At 65.7% G+C, this 24,761-nt stretch carries 13 protein-coding genes; 3 read left to right on the top strand and 10 right to left on the bottom strand.

The annotated features are described in order from the left end of the window. The 6 genes from GT590_RS02510 to GT590_RS02485 all read right to left on the bottom strand — a co-directional run bounded on the left by GT590_RS02510 (position 1) and on the right by GT590_RS02485 (position 7,567). The gene (locus GT590_RS02510; RefSeq protein ID WP_161170879.1) at positions 1–990 is read right to left on the bottom strand and encodes an XdhC family protein; all 990 of its coding nucleotides are present in this window, start codon (positions 988–990) and stop codon (positions 1–3) included. Between the two features lie 98 nt (positions 991–1,088). Beyond that, complete coding sequence (purN, locus tag GT590_RS02505; protein WP_009306440.1) at positions 1,089–1,709, bottom strand: phosphoribosylglycinamide formyltransferase; 621 nt, start codon at positions 1,707–1,709, stop codon at positions 1,089–1,091. Positions 1,710–1,713: 4 nt separating this feature from the next. After that, positions 1,714–2,865, bottom strand: a complete 1,152-nt coding sequence (purM, locus tag GT590_RS02500; protein ID WP_081956893.1) for a phosphoribosylformylglycinamidine cyclo-ligase — start codon at positions 2,863–2,865, stop codon at positions 1,714–1,716. Between the two features lie 73 nt (positions 2,866–2,938). Continuing rightward, positions 2,939–4,420, bottom strand: coding sequence for an amidophosphoribosyltransferase (gene purF / locus GT590_RS02495; RefSeq protein WP_161170878.1), 1,482 nt, complete (start codon positions 4,418–4,420; stop codon positions 2,939–2,941). Next, positions 4,417–5,490: a class B sortase gene (srtB, locus tag GT590_RS02490; protein ID WP_015760115.1), complete on the bottom strand. Its 1,074-nt coding sequence runs from the start codon at positions 5,488–5,490 to the stop codon at positions 4,417–4,419. The genes purF and srtB overlap by 4 nt, the downstream gene beginning before the upstream one ends. Positions 5,491–5,830: 340 nt before the next feature. Next, a complete protein-coding gene (locus GT590_RS02485) occupies positions 5,831–7,567 on the bottom strand; it encodes a polyphosphate--AMP phosphotransferase (RefSeq protein ID WP_015760114.1) in 1,737 nt (578 codons plus the stop codon). Positions 7,568–7,824: 257 nt separating this feature from the next. Here GT590_RS02485 and GT590_RS02480 point away from each other — a divergent pair, with 257 nt between their 5' ends. Together GT590_RS02480 and ppk1 are read left to right on the top strand one after the other, a co-directional pair. Next, positions 7,825–8,748, top strand: a complete 924-nt coding sequence (locus tag GT590_RS02480) for an exopolyphosphatase (protein ID WP_015760113.1) — start codon at positions 7,825–7,827, stop codon at positions 8,746–8,748. A gap of 40 nt (positions 8,749–8,788) precedes the next feature. Continuing rightward, on the top strand, positions 8,789–11,467 hold the full coding sequence (gene ppk1, locus GT590_RS02475; RefSeq protein ID WP_041691604.1) for a polyphosphate kinase 1: 2,679 nt from the start codon (positions 8,789–8,791) through the stop codon (positions 11,465–11,467). 859 nt (positions 11,468–12,326) lie between these two features. On the opposite strand, the gene glmM is transcribed toward ppk1, so the two are convergent. From glmM to GT590_RS02455, 4 genes are all read right to left on the bottom strand, one after another. After that, complete coding sequence (gene glmM / locus GT590_RS02470) at positions 12,327–13,661, bottom strand: phosphoglucosamine mutase (RefSeq protein ID WP_009306448.1); 1,335 nt, start codon at positions 13,659–13,661, stop codon at positions 12,327–12,329. Between the two features lie 70 nt (positions 13,662–13,731). Then, positions 13,732–14,223, bottom strand: a complete 492-nt coding sequence (locus tag GT590_RS02465; protein WP_114557776.1) for a phosphoribosyl-ATP pyrophosphatase — start codon at positions 14,221–14,223, stop codon at positions 13,732–13,734. Between the two features lie 330 nt (positions 14,224–14,553). Beyond that, positions 14,554–18,966, bottom strand: coding sequence for a DNA-directed RNA polymerase subunit beta' (locus GT590_RS02460; protein WP_009306450.1), 4,413 nt, complete (start codon positions 18,964–18,966; stop codon positions 14,554–14,556). Continuing rightward, complete coding sequence (locus GT590_RS02455) at positions 18,967–22,503, bottom strand: DNA-directed RNA polymerase subunit beta (protein ID WP_009306451.1); 3,537 nt, start codon at positions 22,501–22,503, stop codon at positions 18,967–18,969. A 499-nt stretch (positions 22,504–23,002) separates the two neighbouring features. On the opposite strand from GT590_RS02455, the gene GT590_RS02450 reads away from it, so the two are divergent. Then, positions 23,003–24,652, top strand: a complete 1,650-nt coding sequence (locus GT590_RS02450; RefSeq protein WP_009607793.1) for a hypothetical protein — start codon at positions 23,003–23,005, stop codon at positions 24,650–24,652. The last annotated feature ends 109 nt before the right edge of the window (positions 24,653–24,761 follow it).

Below are 24,761 nucleotides of genomic sequence, written 5' to 3'. Positions count from 1 at the left end.
TCAGCGGCCCAGGCTCTTCTCGTGGCGCTCGCGCGCTTCGGCGCTGTAGCGTTGGCGGTAGCGCACGTCCACGAGCTCGGCGACGATGGCGATGGCCAGCTCGGCGGGCGTCTTCGCCCCGAACTTCAGGCCGATGGGGCGCTTGACGCGCTCCCAGTCCTCCTCGGTGGCGCCGGAAGCCAGAACCAGCTCGTGCACGCGGTCGTTCTTGCCGGCGCAGCCCATCATGCCCACGTAGTGCACGTGATGCCTCGTCGCCCAGACGCAGCCCTCGGGGTCGAACATGTGACCACGGGTGAGCACGCATACGTAATCCTCGGGAGCGGCGTCCAACTGCTCGAGCGCGTCGAAGTTGCCGCCCTCGAGCACGATGCGCTTCGCCGCAGGGAAGCGCGCTTCGCTCACATAGGCCGGATCGTAGTCGACCACCGTCACGGCGAAGCCCACGTGGTCGGCGAGCGCCGCCACTTCGCTGGCCGCGTCGGACGCGCCCAGCAGCCAAACATGCACCTGGTCGAACAGAGGGACGCTCGCCCAGGTGAGACCCTCGAACTGCTCGTTGTGCATCGAGGGGCCGCGCGTGACGTCCTTCATCTGGAACGTGTCGCGGGGCGAGTACGGCCGCGACGCCACGATCTCCTTCGCGTCGTTGCAGAAGAACACGAGCGGCTCGCCGTCGGCCGAGCCCTCGTCGCCGTACTTCTTCGTCACCTCGTTGTCGGTGTTGCGCTGAGCCGCGTCCGCATCGTAGACGATCTTGAAACCGAGCCAGGCGAGGTCGCCCTCCTCCATCGCGCGCAGGGCGCGCTCGAACGTGGGCGCGTCGTCGGCCGTGAGGCTTTTCGCCACCACGTCGAGATACGTCGGCTCCACGTGCTGGTTGCCTTCGGTCGCCTCGGGCGAGAAGCACGGGAAATCCTCCACGCTCAAGGACGGCGTGCGGCCCTCGCGGAGGGCGGCGATGACGGACTGGAGGGCTTCCTTGTTCATGAGGGCTCCTTCGAGGTTCGAGCTGGCGGGCATTTGCCTGGGCGGACGACAAGCTTACGCGCGGAACGGACGGTTGACCTGCGGGTTTCCCCGCGGGTTCATCGGGCGGGGGCGATATGGACCTTACGGTCCTCGCCCACGGTCACGCGGCCTTCGGCCACGAGGCGCAGCACTTCGGGATACAGGACGTGCTCGACCTCGTGGATGCGGGCTTCGAGGTCGTCGTGGGTATCGTCCTCGCGCACCTCCACGGCGCGTTGCGCCACGATGGGGCCTTTGTCGTAGTCCTCGTTCGCGAAGTGGACGGTGATGCCCGTCACTTTCACGCCCGCGTCGAACGCGTCTTGGATGGCGTGCGCGCCCTTGAACGAGGGCAGCAGCGCCGGATGCAAGTTCAGCACGCGGTCGGGGAACGCGTCCAGCAGCACGGGCGTCACCTTGCGCATGTACCCTGCCATCACCACGTACTCGGCGTGCGCGTAGCGCAGCGTCTCGGCGATGCGCCTGTCGGCTTCGACGGGGTCGGCGTACACGTCGCGGTTGAGCACCGTGACCGGGATGCCCGCCCGATGCGCGCGCTCGATGCCGAACGCATCGGGGCGCGACGACACCACGTGCACGATCTCCACGGGCAGCCCCTCGGCCGCCGCATCGATGATGGCTTGCAAATTCGTGCCGCTGCCGCTCAGCAGCACGCCGATTTTCAGCGGTTCGGTCATGCCCTTACGCCTCCGCACCGAAGCCGTACAGCTTGCCGTCGTTCGCGTAGCGGACCTCGCCCTCGCCCGCCACGATGCGGCCGACGCGGTACGTGGTCTCGCCGGCCTGCGTCAGCGCGGCCTCCACCTCGTCGGCGCGCGCCGCGTCCACGATGAGCACCATGCCGAGGCCCATGTTGAACGTCTTGAGCGCCTCGGCTTCGTCGAGGTGCGCCGCGTCGCACACGAACGACGCGATGGCCGGCACCGGCCACGTGCCGAGGTCCACCTCGGCGGCGCAGGTCTTCGGCAGCGCGCGGTCGAGGTTCTCGGAGATGCCGCCGCCCGTGATGTGCGCGAGCGCGTGCACGGCGCCCTCGCAGGCCTCCAGCACGGCGCGCACCGGCTTCACGTAGATGCGCGTGGGCTCCAGAAGCGCGTCCTGGAGGCTCGCGCCGCCCAGCTCCTCGCGCTCGATGCGCAGCTCGTAGTGGGTCTTCCCCTCCACGCACACCTTGCGCGCCAGCGAGTAGCCGTTGGAATGCAGGCCGCTGGACGCCAGGCCGATCAGCACGTCGCCTTCGCGCACGGTGGCCGGGTCGAGCATCTTCGTGCGGTCGACCACGCCCACGCAGAAGCCGGACAGGTCGTAGTCGTCGGGGTCCATGACGCCGGGGTGCTCGGCCATCTCGCCGCCGATGAGCGCGCAGCCGGCCTGCTTGCAGCCCTCGCCGATGCCCGCCACGATCTCGGCCACGTTCTCGGCCTTGAGCTTGCCGATGGCCACGTAGTCGAGGAAGAACAGCGGCTCGGCGCCCGTGGCGAGGATGTCGTTCGCGCACATGGCCACGAGGTCGATGCCCACCGTGTCGTGCTTGCCGGCCAGCTGCGCCACCTTGAGCTTCGTGCCCACGCCGTCGGTGCCGCTGACCAGCAGCGGGTCGTCCATGCTCTTGGCCGCCGCGATGGAGAACAGGCCGCCGAAGCCGCCGATGTCGCCCACCACCTCGGGACGGTACGTGTCGTGCACGACGCCCTTGATGGCTTCGACGGCGCGCGCGCCCTCGGCCGTGTCCACGCCCGCCTGCGCGTAGGTCACCGCGTCTTCGTCCATCCAGCTGGGCATGTGCGGGCCGTCGTCGGTCTGCGTCGCGCTTACGGTAATTCTCTCAGTCATCTTGGCTCCTTGTGCCGTATCGTCCAGGTCGGGGCGATCCCCCACTGTCATGCTGCTGTCGTGCGCGGCGCGCCTAGCCCGTCGCGTCTTCGCCGTACGTCTCGTCGAAATCCTTCTTCGTCAGGAAGCTCCTCTTGGCCACCGCGTCGGGGATGGCCACCGGGTAGTCGCCGGTGAAGCACGCGTCGCAGAACCCCTGGCGGCGGGCGTCGGGAACGGCGGCGCGCAAGCCCTCGAGCGAGATGAAGGCCAGCGAGTCCGAACCGATCCACGCGTTCATCTCGCCGAGGTCCATGTTCGCGGCGATCAGCTGATCGCGCGTGTCGGTGTCGATGCCGTAGAAGCACGGCCACATCACCTCGGGGCTCACGATGCGCAGGTGCACCTCCGCCGCGCCCGCGTCGCGCAGCATCTGCACGAGCTTCTTCGACGTGTTGCCACGCACGATGCTGTCGTCGATGACCACGAGGCGCTGCCCCTCGATAACCGAGCGCAGCGGGTTCAGCTTCAAACGGATGCCCAGCTGGCGCATGGCCTGGGTGGGCTCGATGAACGTGCGTCCCACGTAGCGGTTCTTCACGATGCCGTCGGCGTACGGGATGCCGCTCTCAAACGCGTAGCCCATGGCCGACGGCACGCCCGAGTCGGGCACGCCCAGCACGAGGTCGGCCTCCACGGGCGCCTCCTGCGCCAGGATGCGCCCCATGTTGCGCCGCGCCTGGTACACGCTCTGGCCGTCGATCACGCTGTCGGGGCGCGCGAAGTACACGTACTCGAAGATGCACGCCGCCGACTTGCGGGCGGCGACGCCCTGCTCGGCGTGCATGCCGTCGCGGTTGAAGCGCACGATCTCGCCCGGTTCGACGTCGCGCACGTACTGCGCGCCCACGATGTCGAGCCCGCACGTCTCGCTGGACACTGCCCAGCCGCGGCCGTCGGGCAGCTCGCCGATGCACAGCGGGCGGATACCGTTGGGGTCGCGGAACGCGTACAGCGAATCGGGGCTGGCCAGCACCATGGCGTAGGCGCCCGACAGCTCCTCCATAGCGCGGCGGATGCCGTTGCGCAAGTGGTGCGTTTCCTGGGTCACCCGGCCGATTGCCTTCGCCGCCACCTCGCTGTCGGTGCCGGAACGGAACTGCACGCCCTCGTCGACGAGATGGGCGCGCAAGGCGTTCGTGTTGACGAGCGTGCCGTTGTGCGCGAGCGCGATCAGCACGTCGTCGATGGCCGAGATGTGCGGCTGCGCAGCCTCCCACGACGCGGCGCCGCCGCTCGTGGAGTAGCGCGCGTGGCCCACGGCCACGAAGCCCTCGAGCGCGGCCAGGCTTGCTTCGTCGAACACCTGGGTCACAAGGCCGAGGTCTTTCGACACCATGACCGTCGCACCGTCGCCCACGGCGATGCCGGCGCTCTCCTGACCGCGATGCTGCAGCGCTTGCAAGCCGAAGCACGTCATGCGCGCCACGTCTTCGCCGGGAGCGAACACGCCGAACACGGCGCACTCCTCTTCGAGGCGGTCGGGGCGCTCGCCCGGCAGGATGGACGTGCTCATGAAGCGATCTCCTGTTCTGCGGAATCGATGGCCGCGACGGCATCGGGGTCGATGACGTCGCCGTCGCCCTCGCCCACCGTGCTGGCCTTCACGTACGAATACAGCACGTAACGCCCGTCCGACGGCAGATTGTCGCACGTGGCAAGGGCGAAGGTGTGTTTGATATCGGAAGCAGCAGGTATGTCGGAAGCGGGCACCACCGATCGGTCGATCTTGTCCTGCACGTAGGCCACGCGTTCGTCCTCATCGGCGAACCGCATCTGTGCCAACGGATCGTCGGCCGCCACATGCACGAGCGCGAACGTGCTCAGCTCGTAGTTGCCCTCAGGCGTGAGGATGTACACCGTGCGATGGTCGTTGAACTGGGCGGCATCGCTGAAATCGGCGACGCAGGCGAACATCGAGCCGTCGTTCAGATGATGGCCGTAGATGATGTTGTTCGGGTCGGAGAAGTCGGAGCTGTTCTCGGCCGCCAGGAAGATGGCGCCGAACGTGGCGATCCAGCCTTCCGATCCCTTGAAGTCGTGCGTAAGGTACTTCTCGTCGTCGGCCGCTTGCACGATGGGGTAGTTCACCACGGTGCCGGGAATGTAGATCCACCCCACCGTGTCGGGATTGATGGCCTTGAGCGCATCCCAGTCCACCGTGAAGTCGGCGAGCGACGTGGCCGACAGATCGTCGGGCGGCGTGAAACCCTCCCGCGCGACATCGTTATAGGTTTGCTGACCCTGCCAGTAACTGAAGCCGATGGCACCGAGCGCGGCCAGCGCCACGACGAACACCACGAGCGCGATCCAGAACACCACGCGCCACGGCCCGCTCTTCTTCCGAGGCCGTCCGGAACCGGGCTGCTGATAGGTCGGTTGCTGTCGATACGGGTAGCCTCCGCCTCCAGCCGATCTGCGCTGGGCAGGCTGAGCGGAGCGGTAGGCGGCATGCTGCGCGGTGGCCGGCCGGTAGGCGCCCGGTTGCGCCCCTGCCCGCACGTCGGGCGCGGCGCCCCTCGGCACGCGCTGCTGCGCAGGTCGCCCGCTTGGAGCAGGGCCGGGATGCTGTCGGTACTCGGACATGTTCACCTTTCGGGATGATCTTCAAACGGCGGAACCCCGCCGTCGCCAGACCGTTACCATAATAAACAAACGCCCCCATGATGGGGGCGCGATGTTCGCAAAAACGCAATTTTCACGATAGGGACCGCTGTTCGCCGAAGCGGCTACTTCTTCATCTCGTCGATGAAGCCTTTCGCGATGAAGCCGACGATGACGAGGACGATGATCGCGACGATGACCCAGATAGCCTCCATGGGCACGGTGATTCCGAACAGAGTCATGACTGTTTACCCCTTTTTTTCGTTCAAGCGCGCGAATGCGCACGGTCGTTTCGAGTACTGCTGCCCATAGTAACGCGATCTCAGTTTTCGCGCAAGCGCGCTTCCAGGGCGTCGTTGATAATTTTGAGCGCCTTGACGCGCGCGTAGCGCTTGTCGTCGCTCTCGAGGATTATCCAGGGGGCGAACGGCGTGCTGGTCAAGCGGAAGATATCCTCGACCGCGGCTTTGTACTGGGGATACTTGTCGCGGTTGCGCCAATCCTCATCGGTGATCTTCCACTGTTTCGCAGGATCTTGCTCGCGGTCGCGAAAGCGTCGCAACTGCTCTTCGGGACTCACGTCAACCCAGAACTTCAGCAGGATGGCGCCCCACCGCACCAGATCGCGCTCGAATTCGTTGATCTCGTCGTACGCCCGCGTCCATTCCGACACCGAAGCGAAACCTTCGACGCGCTCCACGAGCACGCGACCGTACCAGCTGCGGTCGTAGATGCCCACGTGGCCCGCCTTCGGCAGACGCGTCCAATAGCGCCACAGGTGCGGATGCAGCAGCTCGGGCTTCGTGGGGGCGGGACTGGGAAAAATGGTATAGGCGCGGGCGTCGAGCGCTTGGGCCACGCGCTTGATGTTGCCGCCCTTGCCCGCGGCGTCCCAGCCTTCGTACATGATCATGAGCGGGATGCGCTTCTGGTACATCTCCATCTCCAGCCTGTTGAGGCGCTCCTGCTGGGCCTTGAGCTCGACCTTGTACGTCTCGGGGTCGAGCGCGAGCGCGTGGTCGACGCTCTCGAGGCACGGCGGGTCGTCCACCTGACGGAACCTCGAAACGCGCGGAGCGCGGGCGGAAGCAGCGGCTGCGGCGGCTTCCGCCTCCTCGCGCACGCGCGCCTCCTCTTCGGGAGAACGGCCGAACAGGGGCGCTTCATCGAGAGCGCCGGCGGAGTTGGCCTGCGCCTTGGCCGCCGCTACGGCGGCTTCGGCGTCGGGCGCTGCCTCGAACGCGCTCGTAAGCGCGTTCACCAGCGTCTCGGCGATCTGCAGGTTGGCGCGGCGCTTGTCCTCGCCGTTCACGAGATGCCATGGGGCGAACGAGAAGTCGCTGCCCTTCAGCAGGTTGTCGTACAGGCGGTACGCCTCCTCGTAGTTGCCGATGGTGGCCAGCTTGTCCTCGCCCACGCGCCAGCGCGTGGCCGGATCGTCATGCAGGCGCGTGAGGCGCTTCTTCTGCGCCTCCTTCGTGACGTGCACGAAGAACTTGACCACAAGGTAACCGTCGTCGGCTAGCTGCCGCTCGAAATCGGACGCAGAGGTGAGGTAGCGGCGCAGCACGTCGATGTGGCGTTCGTCGCGCGCCTCGGCCATGGCGGCCGCGACGGCTTTCTGGCCCTTGCGCTTGGAGGCTTTCAGGGAGAGCTTGCCGAACTCGGTGTACAGCATGTGCTGAACGGCGGCGGTGTACCAGCCGCGGTCGAAGAACGAGATGGTGCCGCGCTGGCCCAGGCTCTTCCAGAACTCCTGCATCACGGGATAGAAGCCCGTTACGCCGCTCTTCGCGCCCGCGAACGCGCGCGCGGCTTTCACGTCGAGGTTTTCAGTGACGTACACGCTGGTGGCGCGCGCGTCGAGGTGGTACATGAGATCGGAGATGCGGCTGCCCTTGCCGGCGCCGTTCCATCCTTCGAACAGCACCACCAGGCCGACGCCCTGCACGCGCGCCTGCTGCTGCAGCACCACCAATCGCTCCATCAGCTCGTCCCGACGCGCCTTGTAGGCGTCCTTCGAGAGCGGTTCGCGTGAGAAATCGACGGTTTCCAGCATGGCGCTTCCTTTCCTTCGAGAAGCTCATGGTACCACAAGGATCGCGAAGAACCGGACCGCCATCCTGCAAGGGCCGGCCCATCGCCACCCGAACGAGCGAACCAGACCGTCGTCCCGAGCGCAGGCGATAAAAAGTAAAATCCAGCTTTCAGTTCGCGCTCGGCCTGGCCGCGACCGGCGCGGTTCACTACAATGAAGCGATGGAGCACATCGCGGATCGCCCCGGGCGAGCCGCTTGATTTCGGACGGACTATGCCATGCCCAACTACGCGGTGGTCGACCTCGGGTCGAACTCGATACGCCTCGTCGTCTACGACGTGAAAGACGCGCATAAGCGCACGTGCACGAACAAGGATTTCAAGAGTCTCATAAACGACAAGGTGATGGCGGGCTTGTCGGCCTACGTCGTGGACGGGGTGTTCACCCAGGACGGCATCGACCGAGCCGTCAGCGTGCTGCGCGGACATGCGAAGCGCGCACGGTACTTCGATTGCGAGAAGATGGAGGTGTTCGCCACCGCGGTCATCCGCAACGCCTTGAACTGCGAGGAAGCCGTCGCGGCCATCGAGGAGGCAGCCGAGCTGCCCATCTCGCTGCTGTCGGCTACCGACGAGGCGCACCTGGGCTTCGTCGGCGCCACCTGCGACCGCGCAGTAGAGCGGGGCACGCTCGTCGACATAGGCGGCGGCTCGACCGAGCTCACACGCATCGAAAGCAGCCTCGATTTCGACAACGCGAGCATCGGGCAAGGGTCGTTGTCATCGTTCGCCCAGCACGTACGCGCTATCCTGCCGACCCCCGGCGAGATGGACGCCATAGCCGAAGCGTTCCGCAAGCGCTTCGCCGGTCTGCCCGACCCCGACGCGTACCGCTCGGAAGCGCTGTACGGCATCGGCGGAAGCGTGCGCGCGGCCGCCAAGATGCATGCTCAAGCCACCGGCGCGGCCGTACGTCCGAAAACCATGACGAAACAGCAAATTCATGCGATACTTGCATGGTGCCGCACCGATCCCGACACGTTCGCGCACGCCGCGCTCAAGGCTTCGGCCGAGCGCGTGCACACGCTGGTACCGGGCTGCATCATCCTCGGCGAGCTGTTCGACGCATGCGGAGCCGAGCGTCTGGACGTGTGCAAGTACGGCGTGCGCGAAGGGTACCTGATCGACCGCATGCTGCGGTAGCGGCGCGCAGGAAGCGAACGTTTACGGGAAGGGGACGTTCATGGACACAGCCAAGAAATCCACGACCAGCACCGCCGAGACTCCTGCCGGCCAAGCGCCGGACGCTCTCGCGGAAACGAGCGCGGACGAGATGCGCGCGTCAATCGACAAAGTCGAGGGCGCAAACCCCTCCGTCGAGGGCGAACCGAGCAAAGAATCCTACTTGCAGAACCGAGAGCTGTCATGGCTCACGTTCAACGAGCGCGTACTCGACCAGGGAGCCGACGAGACGGTGCCGCTGCTCGAGCGCCTGAACTTCATCTCCATCTTCTGGAGCAACCTCCAGGAGTTCTTCATGGTGCGCGTCGGCAGCCTGACCGACCTGTCGTTAGTGAAGAAGCACATCATCGACTCGAAGTCCGGCATGACGCCCGCCGAGCAGCTCGACGCCATCTACGCGCGCTGCCACGAGCTGTACCCCATCCAGGAACGCACCTACGAAAGCGTGCGGAAACAGCTGTGCGCGCGCGGCGTGTGCAGCCTGCGCCCCGAAGACCTCGACGACGAGCAGCGCGCCTTCCTGTCCGATTACGTGCACAAGAACGTGATGCCGTTCCTGTCGCCGCAGATCATCAACTCGCGCCATCCCTTCCCTCACCTGGAGAACGGCGCGCTGTACGTGGTACTGCGCCTCAACGAGGAGCCGGGCGCGAAGAAGAAGGCGGCGAAGACCAAGGACGGCGAAAAGGCGCCCAAGGAGGAGAAGGGGAAGAACCTCGGAGCCGAGGGCGTGACGCTGGGCCTCGTCCCCATGCCGCGCCAATGCCAGCGCGTGATCGCGCTGCCGGGCGAAGGACTGCAGTTCATCCTGCTGGAGCACGTCATCGAGATGGTGGCGAGCGAGATATTCTCCATGTACGCCATCAAGCACACGAACGTCATCTGCGTCACCCGCAACGCCGACCTCGACGCCACCGAAGGCACCGACGAGAGCGACGAGGACTATCGCGAGCACATGAAGCGCATCTTGAAGAAGCGCTCGCGCCTGGCGCCGGTACGCCTCGAAAGCGAACGGCCGCTGTCGCCCACCTTGGAGAAGCTGCTGCTCAAGCGCCTGAACCTCAAGCCGCACCAAGCTTACGTCACGAAGGTGCCGCTCGACATGAGCTATACGTGGGGGCTGGCCGGCCATCTGCCTGAAACCGCGCGCGCGGAGCTGACGAACGTACCGTTCACGCCGCAGTGGCCCGGCTGCCTCGACCGCAACCGTCGCATCATCGACCAGGTGGCCGAGAAGGAAGTGCTGCTATCGTACCCGTACGAGAGCATGGACGCCTTCGTGCAGCTTCTGCGCGAGGCTGCGAACGACCCCACCGTCATCTCCATCAAGATCACGCTGTACCGCCTGGCCAGCCAATCGCATCTAGCCGAGGCGCTCATCGCGGCAGCCGAGAACGGCAAGGAGGTGACCGCGCTGTTCGAGCTGCGCGCCCGCTTCGACGAGAGCAACAACATCGAATGGTCGCAGCGCTTCGAACAGGCGGGATGCAACGTCATCTACGGCTTCCGCGACTTCAAGGTGCACTCGAAGATATGCTGCATCACGCGTCAAACCGACCAGGGGCTGCAGCACATCACCCAGCTGGGCACCGGCAACTACAACGAGAAGACGGCGAAGCTGTACACCGATCTGTCGTTCATCACCACCGACGAGACGTTCGGGCGAGACGCAACCGAGTTCTTCCGCAACATGGGGCTTGAGAACACCTCCGACAACTACGACATCATGTGGGTGGCGCCGTTGCAGATCAAGCCGATGATCCTCGCTGGGATCGACGCGCAGATCGAACGCAAGAAAGCCGGCGAGCCGTGCGGGCTGTTCTTCAAAACGAACTCCATCACCGACAAGGACGTGATCGAGAAGATCGTGGAGGCGTCGCAGGCCGGCGTGAACGTGACGCTGTTCGTGCGCGGCATCTCGTGCATCGTGCCGGGGCTGGAAGGCTACACCGAGCACGTGCGCGTCGTGTCCATCGTGGGGCGCCTGCTGGAGCACAGCCGCATCTACGGCTTCGGCCCGCGCGACAATATGAAGGTGTACCTGTCCAGCGCCGACCTCATGACGCGCAACATGGACAAGCGCATCGAGATAGCCTGGCCCGTCCTCGACAGCGAACTGCGCGAGCAGATCCTCGGATACCTCGACGTGAGCCTGAGCGACACCGCCAAACTGCGTGAGCTCATGCCCGATGGCAGCTACACGCCGCTCGGCGCGTTCGCGAAAGAAGACGCCGACGGCGAGACCGTGCTGTTCGAATCGCAGGAGTTCTTCATCAAGCGCGCGCAGCAGCGCCGCCTGGAAGCAGCCGAGGACGAAGCGGCGCGCGATGCTGCTCGGCGACGTTCGGCCCAGCTGATGGCGGCACACGAGATGACCGAGGACGAGGCGAGCATCCGCGCGGAGGAACGCGCCGCGGCTGCGGCCGCGCGCGAGGCGGAAGCGGCTGCGGAAGCCGCCGTTCAGGCATCCGTGGCCGCATCGTCCCGGATCGCGCCCGCAACCGCGCCCGCTATTCCGGTCGGCCCTGCCACCGCCCCGGCACTCGAAGCCGACGCCATCGAACCTCCTGTCGGCGAGCGCCCGTGCGCCGAGCAGGGCATGGTGGCAGCCCCGCCCGCAACGCGCGGTGCGAAGAAGCCGAGCCTGCTCGTGCGCTTCCTCAGCCTGTTCGTGCGATAAGAGCACGCTCCCTCTCGCATGAAAACGCCCTCGGCTCTTCGGAGCCGAGGGCGTTGCTTTCGGATGATGCGGCAGGAGCGCAGTCCGAGGATGCCGCGGTCGACCGGCGCGCATATCGCGGCCGCGTCCCTGTCGCAACGACCACGATCCCATGAAGCGCGCGAGTGCGCAAGAGGCCGCAGCTGAGCGTTGCCGCCTTGCCACCCTCCCGCTACTCGCCTTTCCTCATCGGCCCGACGTATTTCCAGAAGCGTTCCGGATCGCAGCAGAAGCACAGCACGCGACCCGACTCGGCGTCGAAGCGGTAGCCGGCGCTTTCGAAGACGAAGCGCCATTGCTTGATCCTGCCTGCGATGATCGGCCGAACGCGAACGTGGCGGCACCCCGTCAAACGGGGCGCCTGCAACGAAAACCGGAGAAATCTCCTCTGTCCATGACTTATGCGCACCTCTGCCACGCCGAAACGGCCTTTTCAGACGACGCGGCAAAGCGTCGCCCAATAAAAGGCCTGGTCAAAAGTTAGCTATGAAATACTTCGATCGCGCAGGCCGCTTCCGAGGTGCACATAAGTCGCGTACATGGTGCTTTTTGGGCGTTTTCGATGGCAGAGGTACGCATAAGTCGGGAACTTGCCCGCACGCAGGGGGGGGCAACCCTGCTTGCTTTTCGCCCCGAAGCGCGCACTACGCAATAGAAGGATCCCGAATACGGCACCGGCAGAAAGACTTCCTGCTGACGCCGCACGGGATCCTTCGCGTCCCCGCTTCGCGGGGCCTCCCTGCGCTCGCTTCGCGTGCTCGGGAATTCTACAGTCCGCTGGACTGTCGAATGCTTGCGCTCGCTCAGGATGACAGCGGAATCACGCCTCGCGCTCGACCACGGCGGCGATGGCCTGCGCGTGGCGGTCGGCCTCCTCGGCGCTGGCGGCCTCCACCATGACGCGCACCACCGGCTCGGTGCCGGAAGGACGCAGCAGCACGCGACCCGAATCGCCCAGCTCCGCTTCGGCAGCTTCGACGGCGGCCTGCACAGCCGCATTGCCGTCCACGGCGTGCTTGTCGTTCACGCGCACGTTGATCAGCGTCTGCGGGAAACGCGTCATGACGCTGGCGACATCCTCGATGGAGGAACCGGCACGCCGGCAAGCGGCCAGGAACTGCAGGGCGGTCACCAAGCCGTCGCCTGTGGAGTTGTGCTCGAGGAAGATCATATGGCCGCTCTGCTCGCCGCCCAGGACGAAGCCGCCCTCGCGCATGGCCTCCAGCACGTAACGGTCGCCCACCTTCGTCTGGACGAGCTCGATGCCCGCATCGCGCAGAGCATGCGAGAGCCCGAGGTTGCACATGACGGTGGACACGGCGGTGCCGCCGGCAAGCAGCCCGCGCTTGTGCAGGTCGATAGCGCACACGGCCTCCACCACGTCGCCGTCGATCTCGTTGCCGTTCGCGTCCACAAGCATGACGCGGTCGGCGTCGCCGTCGTGCGCGATGCCCACGTCGGCGCCCGTCTCGGCCACGAGCGCGCGCAACGGCTCGAGATGGGTGGAGCCGCACTGCACGTTGATGTCGGTGCCGTCGAAGTCCTCGTTGATCGAAACCACCTCGGCGCCCAGACGGCGCAGCGCCTCGGCGCTGGTCATGCAGGATGCGCCATGGCCTGCGTCGAGCGCCACCTTGAGGCCCGCGAAGTCGATGCCCTCGCCGGCCACCGTGGACACGGCGTGCGCGATGTACAGCTCGCAGGCATCGTCCACCGGCAGCGCCACGCCCACCTCGTCGCCGTTCGGCAGCTCGTCCGCCGACGGGCCGCCCGCCGCCAGATAAGCCTCGATCTCGTCCTCAACCGCATCCGGCAGCTTGAAGCCCTGGCCGTCAAACAGCTTGATGCCGTTGTACTCGGGTGGGTTGTGCGACGCCGAGATGACGATGCCGCCGTCGCAGTGCAGCTCGCGCACCAGAAGCGCGATGGCGGGCGTCGGGATGATGCCGGCCAGGAGCGCCGTGCCGCCCATCGACATGATGCCGGACGCCACGGCCGACTCCAGCATGTCGCCGGACAGGCGCGTGTCCTTGCCGATGAGGATGGTCTTGCCCTGGAAGGCCACGGCGGCCTGACCCAGCTTGAAGGCCGTCTCGCACGTCAGCTCCTTGTTCGCGACGCCGCGAACCCCATCCGTTCCAAATAAACGTGCCATGCTCTTTCCTTTCCAGCAGGTTCAACAAAGTAAGCGGGGCTTTCGAGGCGGCGGATAACCGCCGGAAGATCTACTTCCCCCGTTTCACATGGTCTTCATGCAAGCGGACGCCGCCCTCGGGGCGTTCCGCGTCGGTCATGCGGTTGTTCAGCTCGGCGGCGAACTCGTCGAGACCGATGCCGTAGCGCTCGAGCACCACGAGCAGGTGGTACACCACATCGGCCGCCTCGTAGCGCAGATGATCGATGGCCGCGTCGTACTCGGGCGGCAGATCGACGGCCAGCTCGTCGGTCTCGTCGACAGCGCCGCTTGCCGCGATCGATGCCGCCAGCGACGAGCACGCCCACGACTCCACGTCCTTCGCCGCAAGCGCCGTCTCGCCCGCCTCCTCCATGACCTTCTTCAGCACCCCGTCGGGAGAGCCGGTGAGCAGACGATAGGTGTAGCTCTCCTCCCCCGCCTCGCGCCGGGCTGCGATAGTGGCGGCAAGCGCCTCGAACGTCGCCCCGATCTGCGACGAAAGCACCGTCTCGCCGGAAGGAATATAGGTTTTCTGAGACATGATGCTCCTCCTACTAAAGAGAACCGCGCAGGTAGAACCTTTCTCCAGCGAGTCCCGGTCTGACCGCCCTATCGCAGGTTGCGGCCGCACCCGCCGGCACCGCGCGGGATCCTTCGACTCCGGCAGCTGCGCCGCCTCCGCTCAGGATGACAAGAGACTCGCGAAGGAGGGTGCGACGCGGTGCCCACCAAGCGAGTTTCGCACGAGCCGAAACGTCCAGCGGACGTTTCGTGCGAGCAGGACTGTCTGAGCGACTGGGCATTGCGCCGCATCCTCCGCCACAAGAGCCGCAAGCAAAGGGGGCGCGCCAAGCGCGCCCCCAGGTCGAACTTATTCCTCGACGTCGTCGTCGGCGTTGGAAGCTTCCTCGGACTCCTTGGTGGTCAGGCCGAAGCCGAGCGACCCTACCGAGCCCAGCAGAGCGTCGAGCTCTTCCAGGTTGCGCTGGTAGGAGCGCGGCGGCAAAGCTTCGCCCAGCATGTCCTCGCCCTCGGTGTTGAAGGTCGGGGGCTCGTCGCCGCCGATGAGGATGGTGTCATCGGGCGAGAACACCATGTCCAGCAGCTGCGACATGTCGTCGCTCGTAGCCGCGAGGTCGTCCTCGATCACGTGCGTCAGATCGTGGGCCTCGAGGCCCTCCTTCAGCTCCTCGATGGCCTTCACGCCGATGCCCTCGATGCGCAGCAGGTCCTCCTCGGTGTGGCCCACGAGGTCGGCCACCGTCTCGATGCCCGCCTCGGAGAACTTGTTGGCCCAGCGCTGCGACACGCCCAGGTCGTCGTAGATGTACAGGCGCGCGTCCTCGTCGGACAGCTGCGGGCCGCGATGGCCCAGCGAAAGCCCGCTGTAGTAGCTGCCGTAGTTCGTGCCCATGTTGAGGTAGCCGTCGCCGTCGAGCGACCAATCCTGCGGCTGGGGCAGCAGCTCCTCGATATCGCGCAGAGCCTCCGGCGCGAAGTCGGGCAGCGTCTCGCCCACCACCGGCGAAACCGGACGACCCTTGTAGGTGAGGCCCACTTCGCGGTAACGCGACAGACCCGTGCCCGCCGGGATCGGCTTGCCGATGATGACGTTCTCCTTGAGGCCGGCCAAGTGGTCGATCTTGCCCTCGATGGCGGCGTCGGTGAGCACCTTCGTCGTCTCCTGGAACGAGGCGGCCGACAGGAACGAATCCGTGGCCAGCGACGCCTTCGTGATGCCCAGCAGCAGCGGCTGGCCCACGGGCGGCTCCTTGCCTTCGGCGATGAGCGCGTTGGCGGCATCCTCGAACTCGAAGCGGTTCACCTGGCGACCCGGCAGGAAGTCGGACTCGCCGGCGTCCATGACGGCCACCTTGCGCAGCATCTGGCGCGCGATGACCTCGATGTGCTTGTCGTTGATGTCCACGCCCTGGGACACGTACACGCCCTGGACCTGGCTGACGATGTAGCGCAGCGTCGTGTTGGGATCGGTGAGGCGCAGCAGGTCGTGCGGGTTCACCGAGCCCTTGGTGAGCTGCTGGCCCACCTTCACTTCGCAGCCGTCCGTCACGCCGGGCAGCATCTGGGCGCGCGCCGACACGACGTACTCGCGGAAGTTGCCCTGCTGGTCGTGGATCGTGATGGTCTTGGACTGCTTGTCGCCCGAGATCTGCAGCGTGCCGGAGATCTCCGCGAGGACGGCGAGGCCCTTGGGCTTGCGCGCCTCGAACAGCTCCTGGACACGAGGCAGACCGTGGGTGATGTCCTCGCCGGCGACGCCGCCGGTGTGGAACGTGCGCATGGTCAGCTGGGTGCCGGGCTCGCCGATGGACTGGGCGGCGATGATGCCCACCGCCGTGCCGATGTTCACCGGACGCGACGTGGCGAGATCCCAACCGTAGCACTTCTGGCACACGCCGTGCTCGGCATGGCAGGTCATGACCGTGCGGATGACGAGCGTCTCGACGCCCGCCGCGTCCATGGCCTTGAGCTGGTCCATATGGGTGATGTACTCGCCCGCGGCCAGCAGCACCTCGCCGTCGACGCCCGCCACGTCGTTGAGCAGGCAGCGGCCGATGAGGTTCTCGTCGACGTCGCCCTTCTCGTTGTGCAGCGGGTACGGCACGCCGTCGGCGGTGCCGCAGTCGATCTCGCGGATGATGACGTCCTGGGCCACGTCCACCAGACGGCGGGTCAGGTAGCCCGAGTCGGCGGTACGCAGCGCGGTGTCGGCCAGACCCTTACGGGCGCCGTGCGTGGAGATGAAGTACTCCAGAACGGACAGGCCCTCGCGGAAGTTCGCCTTGATCGGGCGGTCGATGATCTCGCCCTTCGGGTCGGACATGAGGCCTCGCATACCGGCCAGCTGGCGGATCTGCTTGATGTTGCCTCGAGCGCCGGAGAACGCCATCATGTAGATGGGGTTGAACTTGTCGAAGTTCTCGGCCATGGCCTCGCCGACTTCTTCGTTCGCGGCGTTCCAGATGTCGACGACCTGCTTGTGGCGCTCGTCGGGGCTCATGAGGCCCATCTCGTAGTCCTCGTCGATGGCCGCGACCTTCTCGTCGGCGGCAGCCAGGATCTCGGCCTTGTTCGGCGGCACGGTGGCGTCGTACACCGAAACGGTGACGCCGGCACGCGTGGCGTAGTGGAAGCCCGCGTCCTTGAGGCCGTCGAGAATCGCCGGCACGCTGGACAGCTCGTAGCGGTTGCACACGTCCTCGACGAGGCGGCTGATCTCCTTCTTGTTCATCTCGTAGTTGAGGTACGGGTAGTCCTCGGGCAGCACGTTGTTGAACGTGATGCGGCCGATGGTGGTCTCGATGCGCTCGCCCGCCTTGTGCTCCTCGAACACGCCGAAGGCCGTGGCCACCTGCGTGTCCTTGGTCAGACGCACCCAGATCTTGGCCTGCAGGTCAAGCTCGGCGCGCGCGTCGTAGGCGTTCATGGCGTCGTCGAAGTCGATGAACGAGCGGCCCTCGCCCTCGAAGCCGTCGCGGGCGGCCGTGAGGTAGTACAGGCCGATGATCATGTCCTGGGTGGGCACGGTCAGCGGACGGCCATGGGCCGGCGACTTGATGTTGTTGGCGGACAGCATGAGCACGCGGGCCTCGGCCTGCGCCTCGGCGCCCAGCGGCACGTGCACGGCCATCTGGTCGCCGTCGAAGTCGGCGTTGAAGGCGGTGCAGACCAGCGGGTGCAGCTTGATGGCCTTGCCCTCGACCAGCACCGGCTCGAAGGCCTGGATGCCCAGACGGTGCAGGGTAGGTGCGCGGTTCAGCAGCACGGGATGCTCGGTGATGACCTCTTCCAGCACGTCCCACACGTAGCTGGCGCCGCGGTCGACGGCGCGCTTGGCGGCCTTGATGTTGGCGGCGTACTCCAGCTCCACCAGGCGCTTCATGACGAAGGGCTTGAACAGCTCCAGCGCCATCTGCGACGGCAGGCCGCACTGGTGCAGCTTGAGCTGCGGGCCGACGACGATGACCGAACGGCCGGAGTAGTCGACGCGCTTGCCCAGCAGGTTCTGGCGGAAGCGGCCCTGCTTGCCCTTGAGCATGTCGGACAGCGACTTCAGCGGGCGGTTGCCCGGGCCCGTGACAGGACGGCCGCGGCGGCCGTTGTCGAACAGGCTGTCGACGGCCTCCTGCAGCATGCGCTTCTCGTTGTTGACGATGATCTCAGGCGCGCCGAGGTCCAGCAGGCGCTTGAGGCGGTTGTTGCGGTTGATGACGCGACGGTACAGGTCGTTCAGGTCCGACGTCGCGAAGCGGCCGCCGTCCAGCTGCACCATGGGGCGCAGGTCGGGCGGGATCACCGGGATGACATCGAGAATCATGTCCGTCGGCTTGTTCTCGGACTTGAGGAACGCGTCGACCACCTTGAGGCGCTTGATGGCCTTGGCGCGCTTCTGGCCCTTGCCGTTGGCGATGACGTCGCGCAGCTCGTCGGCCGTCGCGGCCAGGTCCATGGCGTCCAGCAGGTCGCGCACGGATTCGGCGCCCATGCCGCCCGTGAAGTAGTCGCGGTAGTTGAGGCGCATCTCGCGATAGAGGGCCTCGTCCGGCACCAGCTGCTTCGGCTCGATCTTCATGAAGGCGTCGAAAGCGTCCTGGCGCAGCGCCTTGCGCTCGTTGAACTCCTCGTAGATGTCGGCGATCTCCTCGTCGACCTCCTCGGCCGTCATGCGCTCGTCCTCGTCCACGTCGTCGACGAAGTCGTCGTCCTCGGGCACGTAGTCCACGGACAGCTTGCGCGTGGCCTCCACGAGGCGGTCGCGCTCGGCGTCCAGCTCCTCGAGGTCGGCGGCCAGCTCGTCGCGCAGCTCGTCGGCGTCCTCCTCGCGGGCCTCTTTATCCACCGAGGTGATGATGGAGGATGCGAAGTACAGCACCTTCTCCAGCTCTTTCGGTGCGATGTCCAAGAGGTAGCCCAGACGCGAGGGCGAGCCCTTGAAGTACCAGATGTGGCTGACCGGGGCGGCCAGCTCGATGTGGCCCATGCGCTCGCGGCGAACCTTGCTGCGCGTCACCTCGACGCCGCAGCGCTCGCAGACGATGCCCTTGAAGCGCACGCGCTTGTACTTGCCGCAGGCGCACTCCCAGTCCTTCGTCGGGCCGAAGATCTTCTCGCAGAACAGGCCGTCCTTCTCGGGCTTGAGGGTACGGTAGTTGATCGTCTCGGGCTTCTTCACCTCGCCGCGCGACCAGCTGCGCACGTCCTCGGCGTTGGCGAGCGAGATGCGCAGGGCGTCGAAATTGCTCACGTCGAATTCCGTCGTCATTTATCGCTCCTCTCCCTCACCGATCAGGTCGTTCGTATCGTTGTTGCTATCGCCCATCAGCTCTCCCAGCTCGGCGGCAATGCTGTCGAGCGCATTGGCCGCGTCGTCTTCTTCGGTCTTGCGCGCGTCGGCCGCGATGGCCTCGTACAGCGCGCGATCGCCGTCTTCCTGGCCGTCGATGTCCTGGGTCACGTCGATCGTGCGATGATCGTGGCCCTCCAGCTCGACGTTCAGGCACAGCGACTTCATTTCCTTCACGAGAACCTTGAAGCTCTCGGGCACCTCGGGGGCGGGGATGTTCTCGCCCTTGACGATGGCTTCGTAGGACTTCACGCGGCCGGCGGTGTCGTCGGACTTCACCGTGAGGATCTCCTGCAGCACGTTCGATGCGCCGTACGCGTACAGCGCCCACACTTCCATCTCGCCGAAACGCTGGCCGCCGAACTGCGCCTTGCCGCCCAGCGGTTGCTGGGTGATCAGGCTGTAGGGGCCGGTCGAGCGCGCGTGGATCTTGTCGTCCACCATGTGGCCGAGCTTCAGGATGTAGCTCTGGCCCACGGTGATGGGCTCGCGGAACTTCTCGCCCGTGCGGCCGTCGTACAGCCACGTCTTGCCCGTGCGGGACAGCTGCGGCACGAACTCGTCGCGCGCCAGGTCGCCGTACGTGGCATGGTTCTTGTTGATGAGGTTGCGGTTCGCCTTCTCGATGGCATCGGAGATCTCCTTCTCCGTGGCGCCGTCGAACACCGGCGTGGCCACGTGCATCGGGCCCTCCACCACGGCGTCGGTTTCCTCAGCGTCGTCCCAGCCCCACTTCGCAGCCCAGCCGAGGTGGTTCTCCAGCAGCTGGCCCACGTTCATTCGGGAAGGAACGCCCAGGGGGTTGAGGATGACGTCGATGGGGGTGCCGTCGGCGAGGTAGGGCATGTCCTCCACCGGCAGCACGCGGGAGATGACGCCCTTGTTGCCGTGGCGGCCGGACAGCTTGTCGCCCTGCTGCACCTTGCGCTTCTGGGCCACGTAGATGCGCACGAGCTCGTTGACGCCCGGAGCCAGCTCGTCGCCGGCGTCGCGGCTGAAGCGGCTCATGCCGATGACGCGGCCGCCGGAGCCGTGGGGCACCTTGAGGGACGTGTCGCGCACCTCGCGGGCCTTCTCGCCGAAGATGGCGCGCAGCAGGCGCTCCTCGGCCGTGAGCTCCGTCTCGCCCTTCGGCGTGACCTTGCCCACCAGCACGTCGCCCGGGAACACCTCGGCGCCCACGCGGATGATGCCGTCGGCATCGAGGTCGCTGATCATGTCGTCGGAGATGTTCGGGATCTCGCGGGTGATCTCCTCGGGACCCAGCTTCGTGTCGCGCGCGTCGACCTCGTACTCGGAGATGTGGATGGACGTGAGCAGGTCTTCGGCAACCACGCGCTCGGACACGATGATGGCGTCCTCGTAGTTGTAGCCTTCCCACGGCATGTAGGCCACCATGAGGTTCTGGCCGAGCGCGAGCTCGCCGCCGTCGCAGCTGGGGCCGTCGGCCAGCACGTCGCCCGCCTGCACCTCGTCGCCCTTGCGGACGATGGGGCGGTGGTTGATGCAGCCCGACTGGTTGGAGCGCTGGAACTTCGGCACGAGGTACTCGTCGTACTCGCCGTCGTTGTTCAGCACGATGATGGTCTGGCCGTCCACGTAGTCGACGACGCCCGGGTTCTGGGCGACCAGGATCTCGCCGGAGTCGACCGCGATGCGGTGCTCGATGCCGGTGCCCACCAGCGGCGCGTCGGGGCGCAGCAGCGGAACGGCCTGGCGCTGCATGTTCGAGCCCATGAGGGCGCGGTTCGCGTCGTCGTGCTCGAGGAACGGGATGAGGGAGGTGGCCACCGAAACCATCTGGCGCGGGGACACGTCCATGTAGTTCACCAGCTCGGGCGCCACCTCGTCGGGCTCGCCGAACACGCCGGCGGCGTCCTTCGTACGGCAGAGCACGCGGACGGCCTCGTGGAACACGCCCTGGTCGTCGAACGTGCCGAACTTGCGCGTCTCGGGGTCGAACAGGTCGTTGGCCTGCGCGATGGTGTAGTTCTCCTCCTCGTCGGCCGTGAGGTAGTCCACCTCGTCGGTGACCTTGCCGTCGACGACGCGGCGGTACGGCGTCTCGATGAAGCCGTAGGGGTTGATGCGGGCGTAGGTGGCCAGCGAGCCGATGAGGCCGATGTTCGGGCCTTCAGGCGTCTCGATGGGGCACATGCGGCCGTAGTGGGACGTGTGGACGTCGCGCACCTCGAAGCCGGCGCGCTCGCGGGACAGGCCGCCCGGTCCCAGAGCCGACAGACGGCGCTTGTGCGTGATGCCGGCGGCGGGGTTCGTCTGGTCCATGAACTGGGACAGCTGCGAGGAGCCGAAGAACTCCTTGATGGCCGCCACGATGGGGCGGATGTTCACGAGGCTCTGCGGCGTGATCTCGTCGGGCTCCTGCATGCTCATGCGCTCGCGCACGACGCGCTCCATGCGGGACAGGCCGATACGGAACTGGTTCTGGATCAGCTCGCCCACCGTGCGGATGCGGCGGTTGCCGAAGTGGTCGATGTCGTCGGTCTGCACGCCCTCGTCGCCGGCATGCAGCGCCACGATGTACTGCATCGTGCGCACGATGTCGTCGTCAGTGAGCGTGGAGGCCTCGTAGTCGGGGTCGAAGCCCAGCTTCTTGTTGATCTTGTAGCGGCCGACCTTCGCCAGGTCGTAGCGCTGCGGGTTGAAGAACAGACCCTCCAGCAGCGTGCGGGCGGAATCGATGGTGGGCGGCTCGCCGGGGCGGAAGCGCTTGTACAGCTCGATCAGCGACTCTTCCTTCGTGGTGGCCGGGTCGCGGTCGAGCGTGCGCAGCACCATCTCGTCGTTGCCGAGGAGCTCGATGATCTCCTCGCGCGTCTCGGCCAGGCCGAGGGCGCGCACGAGCAGCGTCGCGGGCTGCTTGCGCTTGCGGTCGATACGCACGGACAGGATGTCGCGCTTGTCGGTTTCGAACTCAAGCCACGCGCCGCGGCTGGGGATGACCTTCGCGTTGAACAGCGTCTTGTCGGACGCCTTGTCGCGCTCGGAGGCGAAGTACACGCCCGGGGAGCGCACCAGCTGGGAGACGACGACGCGCTCCGTGCCGTTGATGATGAACGTGCCGCGGGGCGTCATGAGCGGGAAGTCGCCCATGAAGACGTCCTGCTCCTTGATCTCGCCGGTCTCGCGGTTGATGAAGCGGATTTCCACGAACAGCGGTGCCTGGTAGGAGACGTCCTTCTCCTTGCACTCGTCCACGGTGTACTTCGGCTCGCCGAACTCGTGGCGGCCGAACTCCACGCACATGTCCTTGGTGTTGTTCTCGATGGGGCTGATATCCTGGAACGCTTGCGCCAGGCCCTCGCCCTTGAAAAACTCAAAGCTGTCCGTCTGGATGGCGATGAGGTTGGGGACGTCCATGACGTCCGGAATCTTCGCAAAGCTGCGCCGATCCCTGTAAAGGCTGGTCTGATCAGTCGTTTTTCCTTGAGCCACGAGGCTTTTCCTCCTTCATGTGCACCCGCATTTCTGCGAAAAAGTCGCAATTGCCTAAGATATGTCGAAAGTCAAGGCGAGTCAAGAAAAATTTTTACGAACTGTGGAAATTCTTTGTTGATTTGCCCTTTTATCTGGGAGAATGCAAGTATGGTTTCAGGCCGATCCCGACATCGGGACGGCATCTTCGGTCGATTCGAGGCTCCGCCGACGCTATGCGAGCTGGATAGCTTTGCCGGTTCAAGACCCCTTCGACGAATTCCGAGCTGGAAAGCCCCGCAAAAAAGTCGCTGACTTGGCGAAACGATGATCTTCATCATCAGGCTCACCTCCCTGCTGAAGTTTGTTTTGTTTGTCAGGGAGCTGTGGAAACGGGCTATCGGGACTTGGCTCCGCCCGCAATCGCATGCGAGACTTAAGTTTCAACGCGCCCGCGGGCGCGCAAACACACTACGAACGCACTTGAAACGCAGCATACTTGCAGAACTAGGAGGTCCTCATGGGACAATCCACTACGCCGAAGGCGCTCGCCTTGGGTGTTTCGCTCTCCCTCGCGTGCGGCCTGCTGCCGGGCGCGGCCTTTGCGGACGAAGCCCCAGAAGACGATGCGTCCGCCAACGCCGCCGATTCCGCTAGAGGAACGGCCGGCGGCGCCGACTCCGCCCCTTCGGGCGCGGCCGCCAAGCCCGATGGCTACGATAAAGCCGACTTCTACTCCGACAACCCCGTCGCGCCAATCGCACGGACGCTGGCCGTCCCGCTGGCAGCCAACACGCAGCTGCGCAGCCTCTCGAACGAGATGAAGTACTTCGCCCGATTCGAGAGCAACCAGAACTACGACCAGGGGCTCTCATGGGGCGATGGCTACCATGCAATGGGCTACTATCAATTCGACAACCGATACTCGCTCAAAAGCTTTATTTCCTATTGCTACAATTTCGACCCGGTCAAGTACCGGATGTTCTCCTGGGTTCCCAGCGCGAACATTTCGGGAGACCTGTACGACGGGAACGCGGATCGGCTGACCGACATCGGCCAGCAATTGAACGAATCCTGGCATGCGGCATACGCCGCCGACCCCGCGGAGTTCTCGGCACTGCAGGACACCTTCGCATACGACAACTACTACGTCCCCGCTGAAACGTACCTCGCAAGCCGCGGCATCGACATCTCGAATCGCGCCGACAGCGTCAAAGGCCTTTGCTGGGGCCTGGCGAACCTGTTCGGCACGTCGGGATGGCACAAATTCGTGGGCGGTTGGTCCGACGGCTACGTGAACGGAACATATTACAACAGCTACAACTACCCCGGCGCCGGGCTGACGAACGACATGACCGACGAACAGTTCGTCACCACGCTGTGCGATTACGTGATAGCGCACGTGGCCGAGTTCTACCACGGCCAGCCGCAGTACCACGAAGGCTGGACGAACAGGTACAAACAGGAAAAGGAGCTGTGCCTGAGCCTGCTTCCCGAGAAACCCACCGTGCCTCCTGTCGAGGAAGAGCCCCCTGCGGCGGATTCCCCTGCGGTTCCGCCGGTCGGGAACACCCCTCCCGAGGAAGGCAGCGGAGATGCGCCTTCGAGCGAGACGAAACCGCCCGAGAGCGTCCTGCCGCCCGAGGTGAACCCGCCGGCAGCGCCCGAAGGGAACCCGCCGAGCGCTCCGAACGAACCCGCCCCGCCCGCGAACGACGGCGCCGGACAGGCCGATCCCGACGAAACCCCGAAGCCGGACGGAGACAGCGCGGCTCCAACTCCGCCTGCATCGCCGTCGAACCCCGAGAACACGACGCCTCCCGCTGGATCCGAAACGACGCCGCCCGAGGAAACAAAGCCTCCGGAGAGCACGACGCCGCCCGAAAGCCCGGAAACGACGCCGGGATCAGGTCTGCAAGAGCCGACGAAAGAAGTGGCGAACAGCAGCAAGCCCTCCCTTGAAGAGCCAACCGCCCCTGCGCAGGAGCCCGTCAACCTGCCCAAGGCCGACGGAGACGAGAAGAACGGCAACGAAACAGCCGCAAAAACCTCGAAGCTCAGCCAGACGGGCGACGGCACCACGAACGCGCCGCTCGGCGTGGCGCTTGGAGCAGCCGGCATCGCCGCGATCGCAGGCGCCGCGCTCGCCACACGACGCATCCTCAAATAGCTCCCCTCGTTCCTGCTACAGTCGAGCGCCCCGGCCGAAACCGGGGCCCTCGACTTTAGGGACGCCATGCGACGTCAGGCGGAATATCCCTCCTCCCCCTCTAGCGAAC

The organism is Eggerthella sp. BIOML-A1, assembly GCF_009875595.1.
GTDB classification, from domain to species: Bacteria; Actinomycetota; Coriobacteriia; order Coriobacteriales; family Eggerthellaceae; genus Eggerthella; species Eggerthella lenta.
Note: the sequence above shows the minus strand (reverse complement) of the source record. Positions and strands in the feature narration are given on the sequence as shown.